Genomic DNA, 26,574 nt, shown 5'->3' with positions numbered 1-26,574 from the left:
ATCCTATCTGGCAATCTCTGGGCGGCGTAGGCCAAAATGACGAAGAAGCATCAACTGACTGCCCGTTTCATCACGTTCGACCATGGACGCGCAGAGCGAACAACGAAAGGCCCTAAAACAATGAGTGGTTCACAAACGCCACAGGCATCGGGCCTGTTGCCGTGGGACTCCACGGAGGACGTGCGGACCCGGCAGGCCGATGTCGCCGTCCTTCCCATAGGCAGCTTCGAGCAGCACGGCGCGTTCCTTCCCCTGGTGACCGACACGGTCATCGCCTGCACCATCGCCCGGGAGATCGCCGCAGCCCATCCGGTTCACCACCTTCCTCCTCTCACGATCTCCTGCTCGCACGAGCATGCGGCCTGGCCGGGAACCGTCAGCATTTCCGCCGCGACCCTCCATGCCGTCGTACGGGACATCGCCGACTCGCTCCGCCGGTCCGGTGTCGGTTCCCTGATTCTGGTCAACGGGCACGGCGGAAATTACGTACTGCGCAACGTAGTTCAGGAATCCGTCGGCAGCGGGATGCGTATGGCGCTTTTCCCGGGCTCGGCAGACTGGGATGCGGCACGGTCCAGGGCCGATGTGCAGACCCCGTCACACAGCGATATGCACGCGGGTGAAGTGGAGACGTCCATCCTGCTGCACGCCCATCCCGAACTGGTCCGCCCTGGTTATGAAACCTCCGATTTCCTGGTCGACGACCGTAAGCATCTGCTCACTCTGGGTATGACGGCATACACCGAGTCCGGTGTCATCGGCCGTCCGTCAATGGCGTCCGCCGATAAGGGAAAAGAACTTCTGGCGGCACTGGTCGAATCCTTCGGTGAGTACGTCTCACTGCTCACCCGGCAGGCGACGCGATGACCGGCCGCAGCGACGTACTCGACGCGGCGGAAGCCTGGGAGCGGCTGCGCGGCATCAGGTCGGAGGCGGACGCCGAAGCCGCCGGCCTTGTCCCGGGCGCGGACGGCGGCCGGCGCTGGGAGCAGGACGCCTCGCCCGAGGCGCAGATGCTCGCCGACCGCTATCTCCCGCTGTGCCTGGCCGGTCCGCACGTTACGTTCGCACAGCTCGGACAGAGCCTGGACGGTTTCATAGCGACGCGTACCGGCGACGCCGACTACGTCACGGGCGAGGAGGACCGCCTTCATCTGCACCGCCTGCGTGCGCTCGCCGACGCGGTGGTCGTCGGGGCGGGCACAGCGGTCGCGGACGATCCGCAACTCACGGTGCGTGCCTGCCCCGGGGCCAGCCCGGTGCGCGTCGTGCTCGATCCGCACAGTCGCGTACCGCCGGGGCACCGGGTGTTCACCGACGGATCAGCGCCGACGCTGTGGGTGGTGGGCGAGGGCAGTGACCCCAGCAAGTCCGCCCCGGACGGCGTCGATGTACTGACGCTGCCGGACAGCGATGCGTTCGCCCCGGGCCGCCTGGTGCAGGCGCTCGCGCGGCGCGGTCTGGGCCGGGTACTGATCGAGGGCGGCGGCGTCACCGTGTCACGCTTCCTGCACGAGCAGGCGCTGCACCGGCTCTACGTCACGGTGGCGCCGGTCCTGCTCGGCGACGGTGTCCCGGGGCTCCGCTTCGCCGGTACGCCGGTGATGCGCGACGCGCTCCGCCCGCCGGTGCGACGCGCCGCCCTCGGCGAGGACACGCTCTTCGAGCTGGAGTTGGGGACGCCGAAGACGGGCGAGCCACTGGCCGGCGAGCACCCCGACACCGGGCAGGCTCGCGGCGAAGGTGAGCACTCCGTAGATGACGGCGACGGTCAGACCCTGGGCCGCGCCCAGGCCGGCGGCGCCGAAGGCCCACGCGGTGACGCCTTCCCTGGGCCCCCAGCCACCGACGTTCAGCGGCAGCGCCATGGCGAGCAGCGCAAGCACCATCAGGGGCGCGAGTTCGGCGAACGGCGCCGTTGACCCGGCGGCCCGGGCGGCGAGAAGGAACGTGCCGAGGTGCCCAGCCAGCACCACGACGGACGAGATGACCACTCCCGGCCAGCTTCTGCGGGCGAGCAGTCCGAGCCGCGCTTCGGCCAGCGCGGCTCGGACCGCGCGGTGCCATCGCGAAGTGCCTGACTTCCCGCGGAGACGGACGGCGACCGCGATCGTCAGGGCGACCACCACTGCGAGAGCCACAGCGGTCCCCGGCGACGCGGCCAGGTCGCGGGGCCCCGCGAGGGCCGGGGACGGCTGGGCGAGCAGGACCGTCACACCGACCGCGATCAGGACCACCTGGCCCGCGGTCCGTTCGAGGACGACCGCACGCACACCACGGCCGACGTCATGCGTGTCCTGCCCGTGCCGCACCGCGCGGTGTACATCGCCGAGTACGCCGCCGGGCAGCGCCGCGTTCAGGAACAGCGCGCGGTAGTAGTCGGCGACGGCACGGCCCAGCGGCAGCCGAATGTTCAGGCCGCGGGCCACCACGCACCAACGCCAGGCGCTGAACACAGTGGTGAGCAGGCCGAGGCCGAGAGCGGCCAGCAGGGTGGGGCCGTCAATCCTGCGCAGCCCGTCCAGGAAGGCACCGGTGCCCAGCCGCCACACCAGCACCACGAGGATGCCCGCTCCGGCGAGCGTGCCGAGACGGGCCCGTACTGTCTGGCTCATGAGGTCCCGCCCGCCGGCCGGGGCAGGGCCAGCAGATCGCTGTGGTGCACCACTACCTCCAACTGGCCCGCCTCACACGTGGCCAGGCGGCGGCGCAGATACGCCTCCGCGCGCGAGGCGAGGCCGGGGCGCTGCTCGCAGGCCGCGTCGACCCAGCCTCGTAGCCATTCCGCCGTCAGCGCCGACTCATCGGCGCCGAGCCGCCATGGGCTGGGGTGCGCCCGTACGGTCGCCCCTTGCCGTGCGAAGGCCTCGGAGGCCGCGGTGACGGCGTCGGGCCCGAGCAGGCCGTTACGGCGCTGGTGGGCGTTGAAAGCGGCGGCGAGCTCGGCATCCAGCGGTTCCGCCGGTGTCAGCTTGACCCGCCCGACCACGGAGAGCGCCAGCAGTACCGGGCATCCGGCCGTCGCGCAGGCTTTGGCGAGCCCGTCCATCTCGTCGCGGGTGAGCACGTCCAGCAGAGCGGAGGCCGTCAACAGCGAGGTCCCGGACAGGTCTTCAGCGGTCAGGCGGCCGATTTCACCGCGTTCGGCGGCGACCGTCACGGCGCTGCCGTCAGCTGCCGTACGGGGCATCCGCGCGGCGGCCAGTTCGAGCAGAGCGGGGTCACGGTCGTGCAGGATCCAGTGCTGGGGGCCGTTCAGCCGGGGTGCCAGCCAGCGTCCCATGGAGCCGGTGCCGCAGCCGAGATCGCGGATCACCAGCCCCGCATCTGGTAGCTGCAGGTGCCTGAGCAGCGGTTCGAGGAGTCCGGATGCGCGGGCGGCGGCGTCGGCGCCTTCCCGCAGCTCCAGCCACTCGGGGGCATAACGAGGCACGTCGGTCGTACTCACGCGGCCCTCCGGGGTTCGAGTATGAGCTGTTCCAGCGCACCGGCCAGCTTCCGCGATGTCGTCTCCCACGCGTCCAGCGCGGTGCGCCGGTCGCCTGCGGCCGCCTTCAACCGACGGCGCAGGCCGGCGTCGCCGAACCAGCAGCGCAGCGCCGCGGGGAGTGCCGCCGGGTCCTCCGACGGTACGAGGATGCCTGGCACGCTGCCGTCGGGCGCGCGCCCGACGGCCTCGGGGAGACCGCCGACGGCCGTCGCCAGCACCGGAATGCCGCGCGCGAGCGCCTCGGTCGCGGCCATGCCGTACGTCTCGGCGTACGAGGTGAGCACCATGAGGTCGGCGGCGGCGTAGCTCGCGTCGAGCTCCGCACCGGCCTGGGGTCCCACGAGGCTCACTCGGTCGCCGAGGCCGTACTCCTCGATCAGCTCCCTCAGCCCGGCGACATAGCCGGGGTCCTGATCGAGGCCGCCGGCGCATACGCAGTCCCAGGGCAGGTCCGCGACGGCCGCGAGTGCCTTCACCAGCCGGTACTGTCCCTTGCGCGGAGTCACCGACGCGACGCACAACAACCGCGAGACACCGTCGGTGCCGGGCGCCGGGGGCTCGATGTCGACGCCGGGGGCGGCGACATGGACCCGGCCTGAGGCGAGGCCGTGGTGGGCCACGAGTCTGCGGGCCGCCCACTCGCTGGTCGCCACGACCGCCGGAACGGCGCGCAGAGTTTCGCGCTCCAAGGCGTCCAGGGCCGCCGCCCGGGCGGGGGCGAGTCCTGTCTCGTCGCCCAGCGGCAGGTGCACCAGCACTGCCAGGCGCAGCCGTTCGGCCTCGGGGACGACGATGTCCGGAACGGCGCAGGCGACGAGTCCGTCGAGGAGGACGACGGTGCCGTCCGCCGACCCCGCCAGGACTCGGGCCAGTTCGCCGCGGGCAGCCGCTTGGGGCTGTGGCCAGCTGCCCGCCACGGCGTGCTCGTGGACCTGCCAGCCGATTCCGGGCAGTTCCTGGCAAACCCGGCGGTCGTAGACATTGCCGCCACTCGGCGCGGCCGGATCGTCGACGCCCCCGGGGATGACCATGTGCACCGAGCGCGAGTGCGGGGCGGCCGCATGAACATCGGCGCGGTTCACAGGGTGCGCTCGTAACTCGCCCAGGCGATATGTGATTCGTGCAGGGTGACCGTGATGCCGGCCAGGCCGCGGGCGCCCTCGCCCAGAGCCCCTGCGTGCACCTGGTCGGCGAGACGGTCGGCGATGACCTTGGCCAGGAATTCCGTACTGGTATTGGTGCCCGCGAAGTCGGATTCGTCGTCGAGATTGCGGTAGTTCAACTCGCCGACCACGGCGCCGAGTTCCCGGGTGGCCAGTCCGATGTCGACAACGATGTTGTCGGCGTCCAGCTCGGCGCGGCGGAAGGTGGCGTCCACAAGAAACGTCGCTCCGTGCAGGCGCTGCGCGGGGCCGAAGACCTCTCCACGGAAGCTGTGAGCGACCATGAGGTGGTCGCGGACGGTGATGCTGAACAACGGATGATCCTCCAGGTGTGGCGGCACATCGGACCCTGTACTCGGACCCTGTAGTACGGCTGGCTTGTTCTCGTTGTTCAGGCCGGGTCAGCAGCGGTTTTGTAGAGAACCCGGTGGCACAGCCCCGGGAGCTCCCCGGAGGTGAGTCTCGGCAGCACCTCCGGCAGCTCGTCGAAGGCGCACTCGCCGGTGATCAGCGCGTCGAAGGCGGGGTCGGCGAGCAGGTCGAGCGCGAGCGCGAGGCGGTCGGCGAAGGTCCGGCTGGAGCGCCGTGAGGGGGACACCATCCCCACCTGGCTGCTGCGCACGACCAGGCGGCGGGAGTGGAAGGCCTCCCCCAACGGCAGGCTGATCCGACGATCGCCGTACCAGCTCAGTTCGACAACCGTCCCCTCCGGGGCGAGGAGTTCCAGTGAGCGCGCGAGCCCGTCCTCGGTGGCGCTGGCATGGACGACGAGATCGCAGTCGCCCGCGGCGTCCTCGGGGAGCGCGAAGTCGACGCCGAGCGCGCGGGCGATCCCGGCGCGCATGGGATCCGCGTCGACGAGTTGCACACGGACAGCGGGGTAGCGGGCGAGGACCGCGGCGACGCAGGCGCCGACCATGCCGGCCCCGACCACCGCGATCCGGTCGCCGATCAGGGGCGCGGCGTCCCACACGGCGTTCACCGCGGTCTCCACCGTTCCGGCCAGCACGGCCCGCGCGGCGGGGACAGTGTCCGGCACGGGGGTCACGGCGCTCGCGGGGACGACGTAGCGGGTCTGGTGCGGGTAGAGGCAGAAGACCGTACGGCCGAGGAGGTGCTGTGGTCCTTCTTCGACCAGGCCGACGTTGAGATAGCCGTACTTCACGGGCCCAGGGAAATCGCCGTCCTGGAACGGCGCCCGCATCGCGGTGTGCTGACTCTCCGGTACGCCACCGCGGAAGACAAGGGTCTCCGTTCCACGGCTCACGCCGGAACAGAGGGTGCGCACGAGAACCTCGTCGGCGGCGGGCTTGGGCAAGGAGACGTCCCGTATCTCGCCATGGCCGGGAGAGTGGAGCCAGAAGGCACGGGCGGCGCGCTTCATCTGCGTACTCCTGAACAATCGGCGCGCTTCATCTGCGTGCTCCTGAACATTCGGGCGGCGTTTGACGTACTGATCTTTAACAAGCCGCGGCCACGGTACGCGGCACCATTGACTCTGTCACGCAGCCGGAGGGCGGCAAGGGTGGCCCTGAACAACACGTATGACAGGCGGCTGCTGCGCCAGGAGACAGCCGCTGGAGCGGGCGCGCAGCTACTACTGCTGGCCCTTCTCGGCACGGCGATCGGCCTGGGGCCCGCGGGATGGCTGACAGGCCTGGCGTTCGCGCTCGTGACCTGGGCCGTGCTCACGCGCGCCGTGCACCGCTCGTGGCTCCGCTCCTTCGGGGCCGCCAACCGCGTCACCCTCGCGCGGGCGACGCTCGTCGGGGGCGTGACCGCCCTGGTCGCGGACTCTTTCGAGAGTCCGCCGCCGGTCACGCTCCTGGTCGCGCTCACGACGGTGGCGCTGATCCTCGACGCGGTCGACGGTCAGGTCGCCCGCCGCACCGGCACGGCTTCCCCCCTGGGCGCGCGCTTCGACATGGAAGTCGATGCCTTCCTGATACTCGTACTCAGCATTTATGTCGCCACGTCGCTTGGCCCCTGGGTCCTGCTGATCGGCACGATGCGCTACGCCTTTGTCGCGGCGGCCCGGGTTCTGCCATGGCTGAACGGAGCCCTGCCGCCGAGCACGGCCCGCAAGACGGTGGCGGCGCTGCAGGGGATCGTGCTTCTGGTGGTCGGCGCCGGAGTCGTCCCGCGCCTGCCGGCGTTCGCGGCGGTCTTCTCAGCGCTGGCCCTGCTCATCTGGTCCTTCGGACGGGACATCAGGTGGCTGTGGGGCGTGAGGGACCGGCTTACCCACGGAAACTAGGCAACACTCCCTCCAACAGGTACCTTTCGCTCCCTGAGTTGCACAGTGCGGCGCCCCAACACGGGGAGGGGAGAGCCCAATGCAAGGTTACGGTCCTCCATTCCGTGCCGAATCGCCGCGGTCGGGGGGTCTCGCCGACTCTGTGTACGAGACAGCTGAGCGCGATCCCTCTTTGGTGCAGCTCACCCGGACGGGGACAGGGCCGGAGGACTGGGAGCCGATCAGCGCGGAGCAGTTCCGCGACGAAGTCATGGCCGTGGCCAGGGGGTTCCTGGCCAGCGGCATCCGGTTCGGCGACCGGGTCGCGCTGATGTCCCGTACTCGCTACGAGTGGACGGTTCTGGCGTACGCCTTGTGGTCCGTCGGCGCCGAGGTCGTTCCGGTCTACCCCACGTCGTCCATCGAGCAGGTGCGCTGGATCCTGAACGACGCCCAGGTCCGGGCCATCGTGGTCGAGCACGAGAACCATGCGATGACCGTGGCGGCGGCCTCCGACGCGGTGACCCGGCTGTCCGCGATCTGGCAAATGGACCTGGGCTGTGTGGCGGCCCTGATCGACCAGGGCCTCGGCGTGGACGATGACCTGATCCACCGCCACCGCGCCGCTGTTCTGCCCAACCAGATCGCCGTGATCTGCTACACCTCCGGCACCACCGGAACACCCAAGGGCTGCCTCGTCACCCACGCCAATCTGGCCGCCGAGTGCGACATCCTGATCGAAGGCTGGGGCGGGATCCTCGCCGAGCCGGGTGTGCAGCCGTCGATCCTCAACTTCCTGCCCGTTGCCCATATTTACGGGCTGATGGTCGTGGTCGCCTGTCTGCGTGGCGGCATCCGCCTCGGCCACCAGCCCGATCTCACCCCCGAGGCGCTCCTCCCCGCTCTGGCGTCCTTCCAGCCCACCTTCCTCTTCGCCGTGCCGTACATCTTCGAGAGGATCTTCCACAGGGCCCGCCGCGTGGCCGAGGACGCAGGACATCTCGGCCTCTTCGACAAGGCCGCGGCCGTCGCGGTGCGCTACGCCGAGGCCGTGGAGCGACGCTCCATCGGCTCGGGCCATGGTCCGAGCCCGTCCCTGAAGGTCCTGCACGCTGTGTACGACCGCCTGGTGTACAGCAAATTGCGCGCCGTACTGGGCGGCCAGGTGCGCAACGCGGTGTCCGGCGGCTCGACGCTGCGAAGGGAGCTGGGGCTGTTCTTCGCGGGCACGGGCGTCACCGTCTACGACGGGTACGGCCTCACCGAGACCGCGGGTGCGATCACGGCCCAGCCGCCTGGATCAGTCAGATTCGGCACGGTGGGCCGGCCGATCCCCGGCTGCGCGCTGCACATCGCGGATGACGGCGAGGTGTGGGTCCGCGGCGACACGGTCTTCGCCGGCTATCTCAACAACCCCAAGGCCACCGAGGCGGTGCTGCGCGACGGGTGGTTCGCCACCGGCGACACGGGCCATCTCGACGGCGAGGGCTATCTCGTCATCACGGGGCGCAAGAAGGACGTCATCATCACCAGCGGCGGCAAGAGCGTGGCTCCGCTGCCCCTGGAAGAGCAGCTGCGCCACCATCCGCTGATCTCGCAGTGCCTGGTCGTGGGCGACGACCAGCCGTACATCGCGGCGCTCATCACGGTGGACCCGGAGGCGCTGGCGCACTGGCAGAGCCTCAAGGGAAAGCAGCCGGCGGACGTGTCTGCGATGACGGACGACGAGGATCTGCGGGCACAGATCCAGCGGGCGGTCTCCCGGGCCAACACCCAGGTCTCAAGGGCCGAGTCCATCCGCGCGTTCCGCATCCTGCCGAACGAGTTCAGCGTGGCGGAGGGGCTGATGACGCCGACACTGAAACTGCGGCGCCGGGCGATCACGGGAGCGTACGCGGCAGACATCGATGCGCTGTACGCACTCAGGAGGCCCTACGCGCCGGGGACATGGCCCAGCACCTGAGCTGTTTCGATCTGTTCTGGTCGCATGCTCTCACGAGAAACGACGCAACGCCCTTTCCGGAAGAGGCGGCTTTAGGTTTACGCCTCAACGTAATTAGAAATCTTCAGGCGTCGGGGGCATGAATCACTCGCCCGCAATGTGTCTCGTTTTCTGGCGGAATGAAAAACAAATCCTGCCACCGGCGGCGTATCAAGAGCATGCCCACAGGTCTGCCGGATTTCACAAAGTGCCACCAAGGCCGGAGAGTTGACCTGCCCCCCACCTGCTGACGCCGCGCCAAAGCCTCGTAAGCGACCTGCACTTGCCAGCATCCGGCACACAAGTATTCGGCAAGCAAGCGGCGGGCCGGACTGACCGAAATGCGACGCGGCACGGTGAGCGAATAGCGGAGGGACTCATTTCGGACTATCACGCGGGCACTTGCCAGACCTACGGTCGCTACTGCTCCGCACATTGACTGGCGAACTGCAGCAATGTGCGTCCGAATCGACCATTGGGGGTACCACTCGTGCGCAGTCTCAGACAGGCACTTCTACCGCTGGCCACTGCCGCAATGCTGGCATTGGTCGGGGCAACTCCCGCCATGGCGGGATCCGCGCCCAGCGGGCCCGGATCCGCCGCGGTCCCCGCCGGGGCCACCACCTCCAGCGCCACTCCGCGGCTCGCCAACGGTGCGCCGGTCGACTCGGCGTCCGCCGCCGCCGCGCTGGCCCGCTACTGGACGCCGGAGCGGATGAGGAAGGCCATCCCGCTCGACCGGACAGCCGGGTCGCAGCGCGCCGCCCAGAGCAAGGCAGGACCCACCGGAAAGCCGGGATCGACCCCGCCCGCCCAGGGGCGGGCGGACACCGTCAGGCCGCTGGTCACCGAATCCGCGGCGGTGGGCAAGGTGTTCTTCACCAACCCCAGCAACGGACTCAACTACACCTGCTCGGCCAGTGCCATCAACAGTCCCTCCAAGCAGATGCTGATCACCGCCGGGCACTGCGTACACGGGGGCCGCGGCGGCACCTGGATGACAAACTGGACCTATGCGCCGCGCTTCCGCTCCGGCGTCCGCCCCTTCGGCACCTACGCCGCCAAGCAGTTCCGCACCTTCAACGCCTGGATCAACAACAGTGACCTCGGCCGGGACGTGGCGATGGTGACCACCTGGCCGCTCAACGGCAACAAGATCGTCAATGTCACCGGCGGTCACGGACTGAGCTGGAACTTCTCGCGCACCCAGGCCATGACCGTGATGGGCTACCCGGGCAACCGCGACAACGGCCAGCTCCAGTGGGCCTGTCAGGGCACCACGCGAGCGGTCAGCGACGGCCGCATAGAACTCCAGTGTGACTTCGGCGGCGGATCGAGCGGCGGGCCGTGGCTGCGGGAGTTCAATGACTCCAACGGCCTGGGGTCCGTCAACGGGGCGATGAGCACGCTCGCCACAGGCGGCTGGAACCGGAGCTCGTACTTCGATGACTCCGTCAAGGCGATGTTCGACGCCCAGGGCAGCGTCACCTGACAACCTGACAAGGAGCAGTCCAATGCGTCGCAGTAGCTTGAGCCGATGGGGAACCGCCGCCGTCCTGCTCGCCGCTGTCGTGGCGGTGGCCGCATGGCGTACGGCCGCGGCCGCCTCGGCCCCCAAGCCGCAGCCGGACTCAGGGACCACCAGCAGCGATGTGCGGCAGGGCCCCGACGAGGTGCGGGACTACTGGACGCCGGAACGGACGAAGGGGGCCCGGCCGGCACCCATGCCGGAAGACAGCTGAGGACGGCAGGCCGGACCGGGTCACGCCCGGGTCAGAAAGCCGAAGAGACCCCACGCGAAGTGGGGTCTCTTCTGGTGTGCTGGTGTCCGAGGACGGAGTTGACCCAGAACCCCAACCGGTCGTGTTGCGGGCTGACCTGGAGTGTTCAGCTCATGTGGGTGTCCGGGCGCCAGGCCGCGAGCCCGACCACGAGCCCCGCCGCGAGTCCAATCGGAGCCTGGCGGCGCACCGCCGCCGTCAGGCGGGCATACACAGCACCGCTGCCCCGGTGATCCGGTCCGCCGCGAGGTCGTCCAGGGCGGTGTCCGCGCCCTTGAAGTCGTACGGGGTGACCGTGGCCCGGAGCCGGTGGCGGGCCGCCGCGGCGAAGAAGTCCCGTCCGTCCTGGCGGGTGTTGGCGGTGACGCTGCGCACGCTGCGTTCGCGGAAGAGATGCCGTTCGTAGTGCAGCGGCGGGATGTCGGTGAGGTAGATACCCGCGATGCTCAGTGTCCCGCCGCTGTCGAGTGCCTCCAGGGCTACGGGGACGAGGTCACCCACCGGGGCGAAGAGGATCGCCGCGTCGAGCGGTTCGGGCGGCCGGGCGTCGGCGTCACCGGCCGAGGCGGCGCCGAGTTCCAGGGCGAGTGCCTGGGCGGCCGGGGACCGGGTGAGGACATGGACGACGGCGCCCTCGGCGATGGCAAGCTGCGCGGTGATATGGGCGGAGGCTCCGAAGCCGTAGATGCCGAGTCGGCCGCCGGGAGGGAGGTCGGCCCGGCGCAGCGCCCGGTAGCCGATGATCCCGGCGCACAGCAGCGGGGCCAGCTCTTCGTCGGAGTATCCGCCGGGCAGCTCGTACGCGTAGGTCGCGGGCACGGTGGCGTACTGGGCATAGCCACCGTGCGCGTCCCAACCGGTGTAGAGGGACGAGGGGCACAGGTTCTCCTGTCCTCGGGCGCAGTACCGGCACACCCCGCACGTCCGGCGCAGCCAAGGAATCCCCACCCGGGTACCGGCCCTCGGCCCGGTGACCCGGGCGCCGACCGCGACGACTTCGCCGACGGCCTCGTGGCCCGGCACGACCCGCTCCCGGTGCGGCGGCAGATCGCCGTCGCGGACATGGAGATCGGTGCGGCACACTCCGCATACGTGCACCCGGACCAGCACCTCGTCAGCCTCGGGTACCGGGACGGGCAGCTCGACGGGCTCGATCGCTCCGCTGCGGGCGGCATCGGCCACCCATGCCCGCATCGTCGTAGGAATTCCGCCCACCCGGGCCACCTCCCTCCACACCATCAGACCGCGGACGGGGCCGATCCGTCGAGGCGAAGTACCGCCCGGGGACTTGAGCCGATCTACGATCGGTTCAGTCATGCGGTGTCGGCGACGTACCCCCCTGCATCCCGATCAGCCTCGGCAGTCCCGCCTGATCGGAGCCGACCTTGCGGTAGATGTCTGACAGCAGCCGGGTCACCACCTGGTCCTGGGCACCCAGAACCTCGGCGATGCGGGCGTTCGACCAGCCGCGAGCGGCCCATTCGGCCACGGTCCGCTCCTGCGCGGTGAGCGACTCGGTGGCTGCGGTGCGCAGCTGGAGCGGCCACAGACCGGCTGCGTCCAGTTCCTCGCGGGCCCGCGCCGCGAGGGCGTCGGCCCCGCCCTGCACGGCGCCTTCCAGTCCACGGTGAAGCTGCTCTGCGGCGTCCTGCGGCAGCCCGGCACGGCGCAGTGCGACGCCGTGGTCCACCAGTGCACAGGCCAGGTCGTAGCCGGAAGGGGAGCGCTCGAGGTGTACGACGGCCTCGGCGAGCAGGCTGACCCGCTCCGCACCGTGGGTCACCGACGCCTTGGCACGCAACGCCTGCCCGATGGCGGACTGGGTACCGAATCGGCGGGCCCTGCGAACACCTTCGGAGGCGAGCTCGAGGGCCCGTTCCGGATCGGAAACTTTCAGTGCCTGGGCCAGGTGGAGCTGCCAGGGGCACCAGGCGGGGTTGCGCATGCCGCGCGGTTCGAGCCGCTCGCCGACCCGGACGAGCTGCTGCTCGGCTTCCCGCCGCATGCCCAGGGCGAGCAGCAGCTCGCTGTAGACGGTCTGGGAGTCCGGGTACACCACGGCGCTGGGCACGACCTCGCCGTAGCTGTACATGGTGGCGAGTTCTTGGGCGTCCTGGGTGCGGCCGCGGGCGAGCAGGATCTCTATGAGGATGCCGATGGCGAAGTACTGTGCGGGCACCTGGTGCCCGACCCTGTCCGCGATCCGCAGTCCACCGCGGACAAGGGTCTCGGCCTCGTCAAGGCGTCCGCGACGATAGCGGATATAGCCCAGAAGCGTGTAACCGAACGAGAGATGGGCGCCGCGCCAGCCCTTGCTCTCGCATTCTGCGATGCCCCTGTTGAAGAGTTCCTCCGCTCGTCCGGGCTGGTCGCAGTACATGAAGGTGAGAGCAACCAGGACCGGGACCTCGAAACCCCACTGCTCGTCGGTCCACTTGAGGCCCTCGCCGAGGGCTTCTTCCGCGTAGTGGAGCGCGGTGGCCGCAGGCTCGCCGCGCACCATGGCGTCCCAGGCGCGCAGCCCCAGGATGTACCGCTCCGCCAGGCCCCGGCCGGTGAGGTGCTCGGCGAGCCGGGCCAGCCTGCGCGAGCGGGCGGGCGAGTCCTGTTCGTCGGCCCGGAAGGCGTTCCACATGAACTGCTCCGCCTGCATGCGCAGCCGCGTCCTTGTGTCGGTGGCCCCTCGGGCACCTTCGGCGACCGTCTCGGCGGCCTCGGCCATCCGGTCCGAGTGGCCGAGGGCCTGTGCCAGCCGGTAGACGATTGCCTCGCGCAGTGCCGGGTCGAGGACGGGCTCGTCCAGTGCGGCCCGCAGATGGTTGACCGTGGTCGCGGGTTCGGTCAGCAGGGCGGAGCAGCCGAGTTCGAACAGGAGGTCGGCCCGCTCCTCCAGGGCGGGTGGCTCGCGGAGCGCCCGGGCGAGGCAGCGCCGGGCGGCCTCGGGAGCACCTGCCCTGAGGTACTCGCGGGCGGCTTCACGGAGCTGTCGCACGGCCCAGGGATCGCTCTCGGGGTGCATCTCCAGCAGGTGCCGGGCAGCCGTGGTGGCGCCCAGGCCCGCGCTCGAGACGATCGCGGCGGCCTGGCCGTGCATGGCGACGCGGAACGCCGCGGGAATCGCCCGGTAGACGGCGGTGGCGACCAGTGGGTGGAAGAACTCCAAACGATCGTCTTCGGGGGCGTCCGGAGCTGCGTCGGCGAGGATGCGGGCCTCGCGCAGCCGGGCGACGGCGTCGGCGGACTCGGCCTCGCCCAGTCCGCCGACGCTCGCGGCCAGGCTCCGGGATGCTTCGGAGCCCAGCACGGCGGCACTCCAGGCGAACCGGACGGCGGAGGTGCCGAGCCGCTCCAGTCGCTCGACGAGCCCGTTGCCCTTCACCGCGGAGGCGAGCTCCCGCAGTTCGGGAACGTGTACGGTCTGCGGCTTCAGCCCGCGATCGGCGACCTTGGCGACCAGTTCGACGGTCTCGAAAGGGTTCCCTCCGGTGACCGCCCAGGTCTCGCGGCAGAACGCCTCATCGGCTTCCTCACCCAGAGTTTCCCGGACGATGCGGCTGACCCCGCTGGGGGTGAGCGGTACGAGGTCGAAGGGGCGCGATCCAAGGCGTTCGGCCAGCCTTCCGAACGCCACCGAGTCAGCGGGGAGTTCATCGGAGCGGTAGGCCACGACGAGCAGCATCGGGAGTTCGGTGACCCGCGGTGCGAAGCCGGTGAGCCAGGCCAGCGACTCGGCGTCGGCCCAGTGGGCGTCGTCCAGCATCACGACCAGCGGCGCTCGCTGCACGGCGAAGCGGGTGGCGATCCAGTCCAGGCCGTCCCGCACGCCCTGCGGATCGGGCGAGGCGTTGCCGTTCCCCGCCACCAAGCCCACAGCAGGGGCGACGATGTCGTACCAACTGCCAAGTATCTTGCGGTGTTCCTTCTCGGAACCCGCCGCAAGTACGGGCTGGACGAGCTGGCGTACGACATGGAATGCCACGCCCTGCTCCTGCTCTCCTCCGCAGGCGAAGAGCACTGTGCAGCCGCGGGCCACGGCCCTCCTGCGCACCTCGTTGAGGAGTGTGGTCTTGCCGAGTCCGGCCGGCCCGGCTAAGGCCACCAAGCCGCCCGTGCAGGGTGCGGCCGACCCTGTGAACGACGCGCCCAGGTCCGTCAACAGGGCATCCAGTGCCGCGAGTTCCGCGTCACGCTCCAGCAGCAGTCGGCGCGGTCGCCCCGGCCGGTCTCCTGTGTAGGCCACATCCGTTCCTTCGGCCGTGTGTCGGTCCCCGAGTATGCGAAGGGTACGCCCACGGAGACGGTCCGTAGTCCTTTGCGGAGGTCTTGCCCGCGGAGACGAATGGTTTCTGGTAATACCGGCGACCGCACGGCGGTTCCTCTGTCCCCACCTCCCGATGCGCCTCCCTAGGGGGCGCGTACGCGGTCGCGTACGCCGGTATCACGCCACATGACACCCGTCGCTCACGGTCGTTCGACTGATGCTGCGCCTAGCCTCGTAGGGCGGCGAGAACGCGTCACACCTGCACCGCCGAGCCGGCGGAACCGCCGCGACACCCAGGGGGTGCGTATGGCGAGAGCGATGGCTTCCGGCCTTCACCCGGGCCCGTCGGACCCAACCCGGCGTACCACGGCCATCAGGATTCCGTTCCCTGCCCGCTTCAGCCCGCACGCGGAGCGCGCACGGCGACACACACTGCAGTGGCTGCAAGGGACGGGCTTGCTGACGGGGGAAGCCGAGACGGCAGAGTACGACGCGCTGCGGCTCGAGCGGCTGATGGCGTATTTTTACCCCGACGCCACAGGCAACGACCTTGAGCTCGCGGCCGACTTCAACGCATGGTTCTTCATCTTCGACGACCAGTTCGACGGTCGGCTGGGGATGCGGCCCGAGGCGATCGAGCATGTGGTGGCCAGCCTCGTACGGACCATGACGGCGGATGGCGCGCCCTTGGTGCCCGGCGGGGCGGGCCCACCGCTCGTCCAGGGGTTCCGGGACATCTGGCGCCGGGCCACCGCCGGTACTCCGTACGGCTGGCAGCGTCGGTTCCGTACGCATTGGCAGGCCTACATGACCTCCTATCAAGCGGAAGCACACCACCGGAACGCGGACCGCCTGCCTTCTCTGGAGCAGTTCCTCAAGGTCCGGCGGGACTCCATAGGCGTACAGCCCTGCCTCGACTTGACCGAGCGCTGCGGCGGCTACACCTTGCCGGACGGGCTGCACGACTCTTCCCCGCTCCGGGAGATGTGTGAGATCACCGGCGATGTGGTGATCTTCGTCAACGACATCGTCTCGCTCGCCAAGGAACTGGCCGCCGGGGATGTGAACAACAGTGTCATCGTCCTCCGCGAACAGGAGGGTTGCTCCCTGGAGCGGTCCGTCGAGCACATCACCGCCCTCGCCAATGCGCGGACAGTCCGGTTCGCCCAGCTCACCGCCGCCCTCCCCAGGATGCTGAGCGAACGGGGTGTGCCTCCGGAGGTGCGCGGGCACATCGACCACTATGTCGAGGGCATGGGTCACCTGATGGCGGGCAACCTCGCCTGGTCCCTCGCGACCTCCCGCTACGACGAGGCCGGGATCGCCGCGGTCAGCGGCGGACGGCAACGGCCCTGGGCATACCTCGCCGCGGCAGCCGAGTCCTTGGCCGAACGCGTTACGCGGAAGGCGCCGACAGAGAGCTGAGCAGCCTCTTCGGCTACGTCGCAGCCTTCGCCGTCGCCCGAGACACCCCGGCCACCGTCGTGCAGAACAACGAGAAACGGGCCCCTACCAGGACTTTCATCACTGGTCGAGACCCGTTTCTTCGGTTTCTCTCTGTGTCCGAGGGGCGATCCGACCACTGACGATACGGTCATGATCGCGCAAGGACGGCTCGGGCTGCAATGTCCGCCGAGTGGGCCCACCGCCTCATCGTGAGAACGGACACGCAGCCACCACCGCACCTGTCAGCTCCAGGTATCCACCAAACATCGAAGTTGAGGGTTCATCGCCGGTTCCTGACCTGGCCAGAGTCGACGTGTGGGTCCGTCTGCACGAAGCGGTCCTGCACCGCCCGCCGCGGCCTCGACGACGCCAGCCTGATCAACGTGACCCGTGTGGTCCCGGACTCCGCCACGTCATGGCCAAGAGTGCCCTGACGGTCTTCGTCAAGCAGCCGCCGGAGTGAGCGTTTGACCGGCTGAGCACGTCTATCTGTACCTACCTGATCGCTTTCGCAAGTTCGCCGACGCGCCCCGGGCAGCTGATGGCGTCGATCGCACGAGCCACGCAGCTCGTGCAGTGTCCCCGGCGAAGTGTGCCCGTCCCGGGCCCGTTTCGGCCAATGGGCGTGTCGCGTGTCTGAGCCGTGTTTGAGTGTGAGGGAAATGGATCAAGCGGTACGCGTCACGGTCCCCGACCGCAGATGCGGCCACACTGGTCGTCAGGCCGAGTCATCAGGAGTGCGACGTGCCACGGTACGAGGACGCCCATCGCAGCAGTCTGAGCGACCCCGAAGAGTTCTGGCTGCGGGCCGCGGAGGCGATCGACTGGGAGAGGCCGCCCACACGGGCGCTGGACGCCTCGCGGCCGCCCTTCTACCGCTGGTTCGCTGACGGACAGCTCAACACCTGTCACAACGCTCTCGACCGGCACATCGCCGCGGGCCACGGCGACCGCACCGCGTTGATCCACGACTCGGCATACACCGGGGAGCGGTGTTCGTTCACGTACACCGAACTTCGGGACGAGGTGGCCCGGTTCGCCGGCGCGCTGCGCGGTCTGGGCGTTGGTGCGGGCGACCGCGTCGTGATCTACCTCCCCATGGTGCCCCAGGCTGTCGTCGCGATGCTCGCGTGCGCCCGGCTCGGCGCCGTCCACTCCGTGGTCTTCGGTGGATTCGCCCCCAAGGAACTGGCCGCCCGCATCGACGATGCGGGCCCCAAGGTCGTCCTCTCGGCGTCCTGCGGTATCGAGCCGGGCCGCATCGTGGAGTACAAGCCGATCGTCGACGAGGCGCTGCGGCTGTCCGCTCACCGGCCCGAGTCCGTCGTAATCCTCCAACGCGAACAGGCGCGCGCGAACCTCGGCGAGGGCGAGCTGGACTGGGACGCGTTGACAGCCGGCGCCGAACCGGCCGACTGCGTGCCCGTTGCCGCGACCGACCCGCTCTACGTCCTCTACACCTCCGGAACGACCGGACGCCCCAAGGGAGTAGTGCGTGACAACGGAGGCCATGCCGTCGCCCTGACCTGGTCAATGTCCGCGATCTACGACATCGGTCCCGGCGACGTGTGGTGGACGGCCTCGGACGTCGGGTGGGTCGTCGGCCACTCCTACATCGTCTACGCGCCCCTGCTGGTGGGCGCGACCACCGTGCTGTACGAGGGCAAGCCCGTCGGAACCCCGGACGCCGCGGCCTTCTGGCGAGTCATTGCCGAACACGGGATCAAGGCGCTCTTCACCGCCCCCACCGCACTGCGCGCGGTGAAGAAGGTGGACCCCCGGGCCGAGCTCCTCGCCGGCCACGACCTGAGCGGTTTCCGCACGCTCTTCCTGGCGGGCGAGCGCCTCGACCCCGAGACCTACCAGTGGGCCACGGACACCCTCGGCGTCCCGGTCGTCGACCACTGGTGGCAGACCGAGACCGGCTGGCCGGTGGCCGCCAACCTCCGTGGTCTGGAACCGATGCCGATCAAGCCCGGCTCCCCGACGGTTCCCGTTCCGGGCTACGACGTCCGGATCCTCGACGAGGCGGGCGCGGAGGTGCCGCGCGGCGGCGAGGGCGCCATCTGCATCAAGCTGCCGCTACCGCCCGGCACGCTGCTGACCCTCTGGGACGACGACCAGCGCTATGTGGACTCCTACCTCTCGCGCTTCGACGGCTACTACCTCAGTGGGGACGGCGGCTACGTCGACGAGGACGGCTATCTGTTCGTCATGGGGCGCATGGACGACGTGATCAACGTCGCCGGGCACCGACTGTCCACCGGTTCCATGGAAGCCGTCCTCGCCGCCCACCCGGCCGTCGCCGAGTGCGCCGTGATCGGAGTGGAAGACCGACTCAAGGGCCAGGTGCCGCGCGGCCTCGTCGTACTCAAAGCCGGAGCCGATACCGACCCGGAGCAACTGCGCGCCGAACTCATCGCGGCGGTCAGGTCCGACATCGGCCCGGTCGCCTCCTTCAAGGAGGTCGACATCGTCGCCGGTCTGCCCAAGACCCGGTCGGGGAAGATCCTGCGGAAGTCCATGCGGTCCATCGCCGAGGGCCGCGAGGAGCCGGTGCCGTCGACGATCGAGGACGCCTCCGTGCTGGACGCCCTGCGGCCGGTGCTGCGACCCGAGAGCGGGTGAGGCAGCGACAGCGGCAGGGTGCGATGACTGTACGAAGCCCTGGGCATCACCATCAGCTACGAAAACGCCACGAGGACCGCGACCGTAAGGTCGAGGCCCTCGCTTCCGTATCGTTATAGCGAGTGTCCGAGGGGGGACTTGAACCCCCACGCCCGATAAAGGGCACTAGCACCTCAAGCTAGCGCGTCTGCCATTCCGCCACCCGGACTAGGTGACCGCCCCGGTTTCCCGCGGCGACATGGACAACAATACCAGGGGATCGAGGTGCCCCTCACCTGCATATCCGGTGGTCAGTGGGGTGCAGCCGCCCCGATCGGGGTGTACGGTCCACGTCGCACCGGCGCCGGTGCAGCGTGTATCCACATGCAAACACACAGTGACGATACCTTCAGCTGTGTGAGTGATCGCAGGTATCGACGGCCCCGTGCGCTCTCCCCTCTGCGCGAGCATTTGCGGGACACCTTCTGGTTCGCGCCCACCCTGGCGCTCTTCCTCGTGTGCGTGCTGTGGAGCGCGGCGGACGCGCTCGACACCGCGATCCTGGAGGGGCTTCAGAAGGCCGGGGAGTACGACACCGTCCGGTCTCTCATCGGGGTCGCCGAGGACGCCAAGACCATCGTCACCACTGTCAGCGCGGCGATGATGACCTTCATCGGTGTGGTCTTCAGCATCTCGCTGGTGGCCGTCCAGATGGCCGCCGGGAACTTCAGTCCCCGCATCGTACGAATCTTCATCCGGAGCCGGATCAGCAAGCTCACCTTCTCCGTCTTCCTGGCGACGTTTCTGCTGTCGTTGCTGGTCCTGACGTCGTACGACAGCGAGACCAATCCGCGGCAGGTGGCCTCGGTCCCGCTCGTGCAGAGTGCGCTGACTCTCCTCATGGTGGGGCTCAGCCTGCTGCTGTTCATCGCGTATGTGACGCAGACGCTGCAGCTGATGAAAGTGGGGCCCGTGGCGGCGCGGGTGACCAAGGAGTCGTTCCATGTGCTGGCGAAGATGCCGGTGCAGAGGGCTGACGACACACCCCTGCCTCCCGAGGTCGCTCGCGTGCGTCATCAGGGACGGTCCGGGACGCTGCGGGATGTGCATGCCGCCCGGCTGATGCGGGTCGCGCGGCGCAAGGGGGTCGTACTGCGGCTGATTCCGCGGATCGGGGACTTCGTGGTGCCGGGCATGCCCGTGCTCGCCGTACACGGGGAGCCCGATCGGGTGCCGTCGCGGTGGGTCTTGCGGTCCACGGTGTCGGTAGGGGTGGAGCGTACGTTTCATCAGGACCTCGGGTTCGGGCTGCGCCAGCTGTCCGACATCGCGCTGCGGGCGCTGTCACCGGCCGTGAACGACCCGACCACCGCCGTGCAGTGCCTGGACCGGATCGTGCAGTTCCTGGCGGCGCTCGCCGCACGCCCGCTGGGGGCCGTGCACCATCGCGACGGCAAGGGCGACGTGCGGCTGATCCAGGACGTGCCCGAGTGGGGGGATCTCGTCGATCTCGGGTTCGCCGAGATCCGCGGGTTCGCCCCGGGGAACCCTCAGGTGTCCCGGCGCATGCTCGCCGGGATCGACGATCTGCTGGGGCTCGTACCGCCGGAGCGCCGCGAGCCGCTCGAGCGGCATCGGGCGCTGCTGGTGCAGGCCGTGGAGAGGGCCCTGCCCGAGGCGGCCGAGCGCGCTTTCGCGCTGGAGCCCGACCGCCAGGGCATCGGATAGGGACACAGTTACGCGTTGAGCTGGTACTCCGGGAAGTTGCCGGGCAGCCGCTCCCCCGCCGGTCCTTCCGTCACCGCGCGGACCAGCAGTTCGCCGCCGACGAAGGCGCCCCGCCAGGACGCGCCGAAGCCGCCGAAGAGTTCGTCGCGGTCACCGCGGGAGCGGGGCTTGCCGTGGCCGGTCTTGAAGGCCCGGATCTGGGGGGCCAGCCGCTCGTACGTCTCCGGTTCGTCCGTCGAGAGGGTCGCGACGAGCGCGCCGTTCGAGGCGTTCATCGCGGCGAGCAGCTCCGCCTCCGTGTCGACCAGGACGATCGTGTCGACTGGGCCGAACGGTTCCGCGTGGTGGAGGGGGGAACTCGGCGGCGGGTTGAGGAGGGTGACGGGCGGGAGGTAGGCGGAGGTGTCCTGGCCGGGGAGGAAATGGCCTTCGGCCAGCGTGCCCCGGTGGAGCGGGACCGCGCCGCGGTCGATCGCCTCGGCCACATGATCCCCCAGCTCCTTGGCCTTCGCCGCGTTGATCAGCGGGCCGAAGTCGAGGGTGGGCAGGGGGTCGGACGGGTTCTCGACGGCCAGGGGGTGGCCCGTACGGATGGAGCGTACGGCGGGGAGGTAGGCCGCCAGGAAGTCGGCGAACAGCTCGCGCTGGACGACGAACCGCGGGTATGCCGTACAGCGCTGCTTTCCGTAGTCGAAGAGCTTGGGGATCACGGCGGTGAGCGAGTCCCAGTCGCTGTAGTTCCACAGGCCCCAGGTGTTCAGGCCCTCCTGCTCCAGGATGTGGCGCTTGCCGAGGTCGGCGACCGCGGTGGCGATACGGGCCCCGGTGTCGCGGCCGCCGACGAAGGAGACGCAGCCGATCTCCGGGGAGCGGACGAGTGCCTCGGAGAGTTCGCCGCCGCTGCCGCTGACCAGAGTGATCGGGATGCCCTCGCGGGCGGCGAGGGCACTGGCCAGGGTGAGACAGGCGACGCCGCCGTCGGTCGGGGTCTTGGCGATCACCGCGTTGCCGGCCAGGGCCTGCACCAGCATGGCGTGCACCAGGACGGACATCGGGTAGTTCCAACTGGCGATGTTGGAGACCGGGCCGTCCAGCGGGGAGCGGTCGGTGAGCATGGGCTCGATGCCCTCGACGTACCAGCGCACTCCGTCGATCGCACGGTCGACGTCGGCCTGGGCGAGCCGCCAGGGCTTGCCGATCTCCCAGACGAGGAGGAGGGCAAGCAGCTCCCGGTGTTCGGTCAGGGCGTCGAGGGCGGCGCCGACGCGGGCGCGGCGCTCGGGCAGCGGGACGTGCCGCCAGGCACGGTGCTGGTCGAGCGAGGCGCGTACGGCCTGCTGCGCGGTGGCCGCGTCCAGACGGGGCGGTCCCGCGATGGGGCTGAGGTCGACGGGGCTGGTGGCGGGCAGGGCGCGGCCGTCGGCGTGCCACTGCGCGGCCCAGAGGTTGAGTACGCGGTCGTCCTGGAAGGACTCGGGCGCGGCGGCGATACAGCGCTGCCAGGCGTCGGACCAGGCGGTGCCCGGCTTGAGGGTGAGGTTGGGGGTGAGGGTGGGTGCCATGAGCTGGTCTCCGCTCGTCAGGGGCGGGAGGGTCAGGCCGTGTGGTGGGTGGGGCATCGGCCCGGAGTCATGGGCCGTGAGTCATGAGCGCTTGGTGGCAGTGAGTGTCCATGAGCCCTTGGTCTCGAGCCGTACACCGCGGGCCATGCCTCGTGAGCATGCCCGCCGAAGGGTGGGCGGCCGGCTCGCACACGCCGGTCGCCCCCATAGATGGTCGGTGTCAGCCGTCTGCCTCCGCAAGACGAGCCAGTACCAGCCCGGATGTCTCGGTCGGCGTCGCTCCGACGCGTACACCTGCCGCTTCGAGGGCCTGTTTCTTGGCGTGCGCGGTTCCCGATGAGCCGGAGACGATGGCGCCGGCTGGCCCATCGCCTTGCCCTCCGGAGCGGTGAAGCCTGCGATGTATCCGATGACAGGTTTGGTGATGTGGTCGGCGATGTACGCTGCGGCGCGCTCCTCTGCGTCACCTCCGATCTCCCCGATGAGCACTATGAGTTCGGTGTCCGGGTCCTTTTCGAAGGCGGCGATGCAGTCGATGCGGGTGGTGCCGACGACCGGGTCGCCGCCTATGCCGACCGCGGACAAGAACCCTGTCCTGACATGGTGGCAGCCCCGGGTGTTCGGCCCGGGGCTGCCACCATGTTTCAGGGCGGCCGCTAGCAGCCCTCACGCAGCGAGTGCAGGTGCTCACTGGACTTGCGGGCGAACGCGAACGACTCGACGGGGTTGTCGTGTTCGGCCTGCCAGTGGTGGTCGCGGTAGCCGCCGTGGGTCTTGTTCACCGCGGAGATGAAGCGCTTGTAGTCGATGTCTCCGTCCCCGACGTCGACCATGCGGTAGCCGTCGCGGGCGGACGCGTCCTTTTCGCCGTCCTTGACGTGGAAGAGCGGGTAGCGATGGGGCTGCCCCAGGACATAGCGCAGCGGGTCGAACGAGGCAGGGGTGCCGTCGGCGCGCTTGGAGAAGCGGAACTGGCCGGCGTACGCCCAGTAGATGTCCATCTCCAGGAAGACCAGGTCGGGGTCGGTCTCGGCGAGCAGGACGTCATAGAGGCGGACGTCGGGCTTGTCGGTGGCGAAGGAGAACTCCTCGGCATGGTTGTGCTGGTAGAACTTCATGCCGCGCTTCCTGGCGGCTGCTCCGTAGGTGTTGAACTCCTCGGCGGCCCGCTTCCAGCCGTCCACGGTGGAGCCGTAGCGGAAGGGTCCGGACGCGGTGCCGATGTGCTTGAGGCCGAGCGCCTGGGCGTCGTCGAGGACCTTGTCGAGGTTCTGGGCGAAGGTGTAGGCGTTCGGGTCGCCGGAGTAGTAGCCGACGTGACTGCCGATGGCACGCAGCCCGTGGTCGCGGGTCAGCTGCCTGAGCTGGGCGAGGGTGATTGCGCCCGCGGAGCCCTGGGTGTAACCGGCGTACTCGACCTCGTCGTATCCGTAGCGCTCCAGCTCGGCGAAGACCTTGGCGAAGCCGAGGGTGGAGACCTTGTCGCGCAGCGAGTACAGCTGGATGCCGAGGCGGCCGGGAGGAAGGACGGGGCGGCCGCGGCCCTTGGTCTGGGCGGCCTCCGCGGGGGCGGCGGAGGCGGGAGCGGCCGCGCCCAGGAGCGCGGCGGCGGTGGCACCGGCTGTGACGCCGAGCATGCCGCGTCTGCTGAGCCTGTCGGTGAGTTCGGGGTCGCTGTTCTTGCTCGTGCGGCTCATGTGGATAACTCCTCGTTGTCAGTGGCGTCTGGTTCAGTGGAGACCGGCGAGTTGAAGCAGCAGGGACTTCACATCGGTGGCCGCGACGCGGCCGCTTACAGCGCGGGGGGTGGAGCACAGGATGAGCGGCCCGTTCTCACAGTCGTCGCTAGCGGGGAGGCGGCCATGGCTGCCGCGAATAGGTGAGGGGTCGAGAGGCACGACCGCGAGGCGGTAGCGCATGCCGAGCTTCTTGCGAGCGATCGCCTTGGCCGCCTTGACTCGTACGTACGGATCGAGGGGATCCATGAAGAGCTCGACGGGGTCGTAGCCGGGCTTGCGGTGGATCTCGACGAGCTGAGCGAAGTCGGGGGCCCGGGCGTCGTCGAGCCAGTAGTAGTACGTGAACCAGGCGTCGGGTTCGGAGACGGCGACGAGTTCGCCGGAGCGTGGGTGGTCGAGGCCGTGGCTCTTCTTGCCCTCGTCGTCGAGAAGCTGCTCGACTCCGGGGAGGTCGGCCAGCGCTTCGCGGGTGGCTTCGAGATCCTCCGGTCGGCGTACGTAGACATGGGCGAGCTGGTGGTCGGCGACGGCGAAGGCGCGGGAGGCCATCGGGTCGAGGTACTCCATGCCGTCCTGGGTGTGCACCTCCAGGAGGCCGGCGCGACGCAGTGCACGGTTGATGTCGACGGGGCGGCTGACGCGGGTGATGCCGTACTCGGAGAGGGCGACGACCGTGCGCCCCTCCTGCTTTGCGTCGTCGAGGAGCGGGGCCATGGCGGCGTCGAGCTCGGCGGCCGCCCGGTAGGAGCGGGGGTCGTCGGGGCCGTAGCGCTGCAGGTCGTAGTCGAGATGCGGGAGGTAGCACAGGGTCAGATCGGGGTTGCGGGTGCGCATGATGTGGCGGGTCGCGTCGACGATCCACTGGCTGGAGACGATGTCCGCGCCCGGGCCCCAGAAGTGGAACAGGGGGAAGGTGCCGAATCTCTCGGTGAGTTCGTCGTGCAGAGCGGGGGGCCGGGTGTAGCAGTCGGGCTCCTTGCGGCCGTCGGCGTAGTAGACGGGACGGGGGGTGACGGTGATGTCGGTGTCCGCGCCCATGGCGTACCACCAGCAGATGTTGGCGACCGTGTAGCCGGGGTGGGCGCGGCGGGCGGCGTCCCAGATCTTGTCGCCGGAGACGAGGCCGTTGTGCTGGCGCCACAGCAGGACGTCGCCGAGCTCGCGGAAGTACCAGCCGTTGGCGACGATGCCGTGCTCGGCGGGCAGCGCGCCGGTGAGGAAGGTGGACTGGGCGGCGCAGGTCACGGCGGGCAGCACGGTGGACAGGGGGGCCTGGGAGCCGGACCGGGCCAGGGACTTGAGGTGCGGCATGTGGTCGAGGAGCTGGGGGGTGAGGCCTACGACGTCCAGGACCAACAGGGCAGTGGGTGTGGGGTGTGTGGCGTCGGTCATGGCAGCTCCTTGAGGCCGAGGTCCACCAGCAGGTCGCGGGCGAGGGTGAGTTCGGCGGCGATGCCGTCGGCGAGCTGGGTGCGGTTGCGGGGGCGCAGCTCGTGCGGCAGGGCCTGCCAGGTGTAGGTCTCGACCTCGAGATGGCGGGTGTGGGGGGTGGGTCCGCCGACGAGCTGGGTCAGCGTGTCCTGGAGTACGGGGAGGGTGGAGGTGAGCGGCGGGGCGGGCGGGGAGTGAAGGGGGACGTGGAAGTGGGCGCGCCAGGGTGCGCCGTCGGGCAGCGCGTCGCCGGCGAGGGCCTCGCCGAGGTCGTCGGTGCCGCGCAGTCCCGCGGCGGTACGCGTGCGGGTCTGGTGCAGGAAACGAGGCTCGGCGAAGGCGGCGAGCGCGGCGCGTACTTCGGGGAGGTGGGGTTCTTCGGCGTGGAGTGCGGCGGACAGCTGTGCTTTGGGGATGGTGACGCCTGCCGCTGTGAGGGCGGCGAGGGCGGTGTGCGGGTCTTCGAAGGAGGTGGCGAGATGGCAGGTGTCGATGCAGATGCCGATGCGGTTTCCGGCAGTTGCCGCGGAGACGTCGGTGAGCGGGGCGATCGCGTCGGCGGTGGTCTCGACGGTACAGCCGGGCTCGGGTTCGAGTGCGATCCGGATCGACTTGCCGGTGAGTTCCTCGAGGGCGTCGAGGCGCTCGGCGAGAGTGGTCAGCGCGGCGTGGGCGGTGGCGGCCGCGTCCGGGTCGCTGTCGAAGGGGGTGCGCCAGGCAAGCGGGAGGGTGGAGATGGTGCCCTCGGTGGCGTCGTCGGGCAGGAGGGCGGCGAGCAGGCGGGCCAGGTCCGTGGTGTGGGCGAGGCGTTCGGGGTCGGTCCAGTCCGGCTTGTAGACACGGTATTTGACCTCTTCGGCGCCGAACCCCTCATAGGGGAAGCCGTTGAGGGTGACGACCTCCAGCCCGCGGCGGTCGAGTTCGGCGCGCAGGCCGCGCAGCGCCGCCGGGTCGGTGATCAGCGCGTGGGCGGCGTCCTTGGCGAGCCAGAGGCCGATGCCGAGACGGTCGCGGCCGAGTCGTTTGCGTACCGGTTCACAGTGGTCGCGCAGTTGGGCGAGGACGCCGTCGAGTGTCTCCGCGGGGTGGACGTTGGTGCAGTAGGAGAGGTGGACGGTGGTGCCGTCGGGGTGGCGGAAGCGCATACGT

19 protein-coding genes, 1 tRNA gene and 2 pseudogenes are annotated in these 26,574 nt (G+C 69.7%); 9 read left to right on the top strand and 13 right to left on the bottom strand.

The window, feature by feature from the left end; translation table 11 throughout:
* Positions 1–120 precede the first annotated feature (120 nt).
* Together ACH492_RS03125 and ACH492_RS03120 are read left to right on the top strand one after the other, a co-directional pair.
* Entirely contained in the window at positions 121–867 is a 747-nt protein-coding gene (locus tag ACH492_RS03125; protein ID WP_398983275.1) for a creatininase family protein, read from the top strand.
* Positions 864–1,511, top strand: a pseudogene (locus ACH492_RS03120) (RibD family protein); the annotation flags it as partial. The gene ACH492_RS03125 and the pseudogene ACH492_RS03120, both read left to right, overlap by 4 nt.
* Here ACH492_RS03120 and ACH492_RS03115 read toward each other — a convergent pair.
* The 5 genes from ACH492_RS03115 to ACH492_RS03095 all read right to left on the bottom strand — a co-directional run bounded on the left by ACH492_RS03115 (position 1,500) and on the right by ACH492_RS03095 (position 6,037).
* Positions 1,500–2,615 (bottom strand): lysylphosphatidylglycerol synthase transmembrane domain-containing protein, encoded by a 1,116-nt coding sequence (locus ACH492_RS03115; protein WP_398982157.1) that lies wholly within the window; start codon positions 2,613–2,615, stop codon positions 1,500–1,502. The pseudogene ACH492_RS03120 and the gene ACH492_RS03115 overlap by 12 nt on opposite strands.
* Positions 2,612–3,448 carry an SAM-dependent methyltransferase gene (locus ACH492_RS03110; protein ID WP_398982155.1) on the bottom strand — a complete coding sequence of 279 codons (837 nt, stop codon included), beginning with the start codon at positions 3,446–3,448 and terminating at the stop codon, positions 2,612–2,614. Before ACH492_RS03110 ends, ACH492_RS03115 begins: the two co-directional genes overlap by 4 nt.
* Positions 3,445–4,521 carry a glycosyltransferase family 4 protein gene (locus tag ACH492_RS03105; protein ID WP_398983273.1) on the bottom strand — a complete coding sequence of 359 codons (1,077 nt, stop codon included), beginning with the start codon at positions 4,519–4,521 and terminating at the stop codon, positions 3,445–3,447. The genes ACH492_RS03110 and ACH492_RS03105 overlap by 4 nt, the downstream gene beginning before the upstream one ends.
* 47 nt (positions 4,522–4,568) lie before the next feature.
* A complete protein-coding gene (locus tag ACH492_RS03100; protein ID WP_398982153.1) occupies positions 4,569–4,967 on the bottom strand; it encodes a 6-pyruvoyl trahydropterin synthase family protein in 399 nt (132 codons plus the stop codon).
* A 77-nt stretch (positions 4,968–5,044) separates the two neighbouring features.
* Positions 5,045–6,037 (bottom strand): zinc-binding alcohol dehydrogenase, encoded by a 993-nt coding sequence (locus tag ACH492_RS03095; RefSeq protein ID WP_398982151.1) that lies wholly within the window; start codon positions 6,035–6,037, stop codon positions 5,045–5,047.
* A 141-nt stretch (positions 6,038–6,178) separates the two neighbouring features.
* On the opposite strand from ACH492_RS03095, the gene ACH492_RS03090 reads away from it, so the two are divergent.
* From ACH492_RS03090 to ACH492_RS03075, 4 genes are all read left to right on the top strand, one after another.
* Entirely contained in the window at positions 6,179–6,910 is a 732-nt protein-coding gene (locus ACH492_RS03090) for a CDP-alcohol phosphatidyltransferase family protein (protein ID WP_398982149.1), read from the top strand.
* A gap of 79 nt (positions 6,911–6,989) precedes the next feature.
* The gene (locus ACH492_RS03085; RefSeq protein WP_398982147.1) at positions 6,990–8,852 is read left to right on the top strand and encodes an AMP-dependent synthetase/ligase; all 1,863 of its coding nucleotides are present in this window, start codon (positions 6,990–6,992) and stop codon (positions 8,850–8,852) included.
* Positions 8,853–9,435: 583 nt separating this feature from the next.
* Positions 9,436–10,362, top strand: a complete 927-nt coding sequence (locus ACH492_RS03080) for a trypsin-like serine peptidase (protein WP_398982145.1) — start codon at positions 9,436–9,438, stop codon at positions 10,360–10,362.
* Between the two features lie 22 nt (positions 10,363–10,384).
* A complete protein-coding gene (locus ACH492_RS03075; protein WP_307660153.1) occupies positions 10,385–10,612 on the top strand; it encodes a hypothetical protein in 228 nt (75 codons plus the stop codon).
* Positions 10,613–10,849: 237 nt separating this feature from the next.
* Here ACH492_RS03075 and ACH492_RS03070 read toward each other — a convergent pair whose 3' ends face one another.
* Together ACH492_RS03070 and ACH492_RS03065 are read right to left on the bottom strand one after the other, a co-directional pair.
* The gene (locus ACH492_RS03070; RefSeq protein WP_398983271.1) at positions 10,850–11,845 is read right to left on the bottom strand and encodes a zinc-binding alcohol dehydrogenase family protein; all 996 of its coding nucleotides are present in this window, start codon (positions 11,843–11,845) and stop codon (positions 10,850–10,852) included.
* A 115-nt stretch (positions 11,846–11,960) separates the two neighbouring features.
* Positions 11,961–14,891, bottom strand: a complete 2,931-nt coding sequence (locus ACH492_RS03065; RefSeq protein WP_398982143.1) for an ATP-binding protein — start codon at positions 14,889–14,891, stop codon at positions 11,961–11,963.
* Between the two features lie 327 nt (positions 14,892–15,218).
* Between ACH492_RS03065 and ACH492_RS03060 the strand changes: the two genes are divergently transcribed.
* Both ACH492_RS03060 and ACH492_RS03055 read left to right on the top strand, forming a co-directional pair.
* Positions 15,219–16,337, top strand: a complete 1,119-nt coding sequence (locus tag ACH492_RS03060; protein WP_398982141.1) for an isoafricanol synthase — start codon at positions 15,219–15,221, stop codon at positions 16,335–16,337.
* Between the two features lie 765 nt (positions 16,338–17,102).
* Positions 17,103–18,986, top strand: a complete 1,884-nt coding sequence (locus ACH492_RS03055) for a propionyl-CoA synthetase (protein WP_398982139.1) — start codon at positions 17,103–17,105, stop codon at positions 18,984–18,986.
* A gap of 123 nt (positions 18,987–19,109) precedes the next feature.
* Here the strand turns inward: ACH492_RS03055 and ACH492_RS03050 are convergent.
* Positions 19,110–19,194, bottom strand: a tRNA-Leu gene (locus ACH492_RS03050).
* A gap of 188 nt (positions 19,195–19,382) precedes the next feature.
* Here ACH492_RS03050 and ACH492_RS03045 point away from each other — a divergent pair.
* Positions 19,383–20,693, top strand: a complete 1,311-nt coding sequence (locus tag ACH492_RS03045) for a DUF2254 domain-containing protein (protein WP_398982137.1) — start codon at positions 19,383–19,385, stop codon at positions 20,691–20,693.
* Between the two features lie 8 nt (positions 20,694–20,701).
* On the opposite strand, the gene ACH492_RS03040 is transcribed toward ACH492_RS03045, so the two are convergent.
* The 5 genes and pseudogenes from ACH492_RS03040 to eboE form a co-directional block, all read right to left on the bottom strand.
* Positions 20,702–22,255 carry an aldehyde dehydrogenase family protein gene (locus ACH492_RS03040; RefSeq protein WP_398982135.1) on the bottom strand — a complete coding sequence of 518 codons (1,554 nt, stop codon included), beginning with the start codon at positions 22,253–22,255 and terminating at the stop codon, positions 20,702–20,704.
* Between the two features lie 220 nt (positions 22,256–22,475).
* Positions 22,476–22,846: pseudogene (locus ACH492_RS03035) on the bottom strand (succinate--CoA ligase subunit alpha); the annotation flags it as partial.
* 65 nt (positions 22,847–22,911) lie between these two features.
* Positions 22,912–23,952 (bottom strand): sugar phosphate isomerase/epimerase family protein, encoded by a 1,041-nt coding sequence (locus tag ACH492_RS03030; RefSeq protein WP_398982133.1) that lies wholly within the window; start codon positions 23,950–23,952, stop codon positions 22,912–22,914.
* Positions 23,953–23,985: 33 nt separating this feature from the next.
* Positions 23,986–25,386, bottom strand: coding sequence for a nucleotide pyrophosphatase/phosphodiesterase family protein (locus ACH492_RS03025; protein ID WP_398982131.1), 1,401 nt, complete (start codon positions 25,384–25,386; stop codon positions 23,986–23,988).
* Positions 25,383–26,570, bottom strand: coding sequence for a metabolite traffic protein EboE (gene eboE / locus ACH492_RS03020; RefSeq protein ID WP_398982129.1), 1,188 nt, complete (start codon positions 26,568–26,570; stop codon positions 25,383–25,385). The genes ACH492_RS03025 and eboE overlap by 4 nt, the downstream gene beginning before the upstream one ends.
* Positions 26,571–26,574: the final 4 nt, after the last annotated feature.

Source organism: Streptomyces sp. NPDC019443 (assembly GCF_044389785.1).
Taxonomy (GTDB): domain Bacteria; phylum Actinomycetota; class Actinomycetes; order Streptomycetales; family Streptomycetaceae; genus Streptomyces.
The sequence above is the reverse complement of the archived record's forward strand: the minus strand, read 5'-3'. Positions and strand labels throughout refer to the sequence as shown.

Bases quoted from the DNA above. Each gene is read 5' to 3' on its own strand.
- ACH492_RS03125 (WP_398983275.1), top strand. From the start codon at position 121: ATGAGTGGTTCACAAACGCCACAGGCATCGGGCCTGTTGCCGTGGGAC.
- ACH492_RS03115 (WP_398982157.1), bottom strand. From the start codon at position 2,615: ATGAGCCAGACAGTACGGGCCCGTCTCGGCACGCTCGCCGGAGCGGGC.
- ACH492_RS03105 (WP_398983273.1), bottom strand. From the start codon at position 4,521: ATGGTCATCCCCGGGGGCGTCGACGATCCGGCCGCGCCGAGTGGCGGC.
- ACH492_RS03095 (WP_398982151.1), bottom strand. From the start codon at position 6,037: ATGAAGCGCGCCGCCCGTGCCTTCTGGCTCCACTCTCCCGGCCATGGC.
- ACH492_RS03085 (WP_398982147.1), top strand. From the start codon at position 6,990: ATGCAAGGTTACGGTCCTCCATTCCGTGCCGAATCGCCGCGGTCGGGG.
- ACH492_RS03080 (WP_398982145.1), top strand. From the start codon at position 9,436: ATGGCGGGATCCGCGCCCAGCGGGCCCGGATCCGCCGCGGTCCCCGCC.
- ACH492_RS03075 (WP_307660153.1), top strand. From the start codon at position 10,385: ATGCGTCGCAGTAGCTTGAGCCGATGGGGAACCGCCGCCGTCCTGCTC.
- ACH492_RS03070 (WP_398983271.1), bottom strand. From the start codon at position 11,845: ATGCGGGCATGGGTGGCCGATGCCGCCCGCAGCGGAGCGATCGAGCCC.
- ACH492_RS03060 (WP_398982141.1), top strand. From the start codon at position 15,219: ATGGCGAGAGCGATGGCTTCCGGCCTTCACCCGGGCCCGTCGGACCCA.
- ACH492_RS03040 (WP_398982135.1), bottom strand. From the start codon at position 22,255: ATGGCACCCACCCTCACCCCCAACCTCACCCTCAAGCCGGGCACCGCC.
- ACH492_RS03030 (WP_398982133.1), bottom strand. From the start codon at position 23,952: ATGAGCCGCACGAGCAAGAACAGCGACCCCGAACTCACCGACAGGCTC.
- ACH492_RS03025 (WP_398982131.1), bottom strand. From the start codon at position 25,386: ATGACCGACGCCACACACCCCACACCCACTGCCCTGTTGGTCCTGGAC.
- eboE (WP_398982129.1), bottom strand. From the start codon at position 26,570: ATGCGCTTCCGCCACCCCGACGGCACCACCGTCCACCTCTCCTACTGC.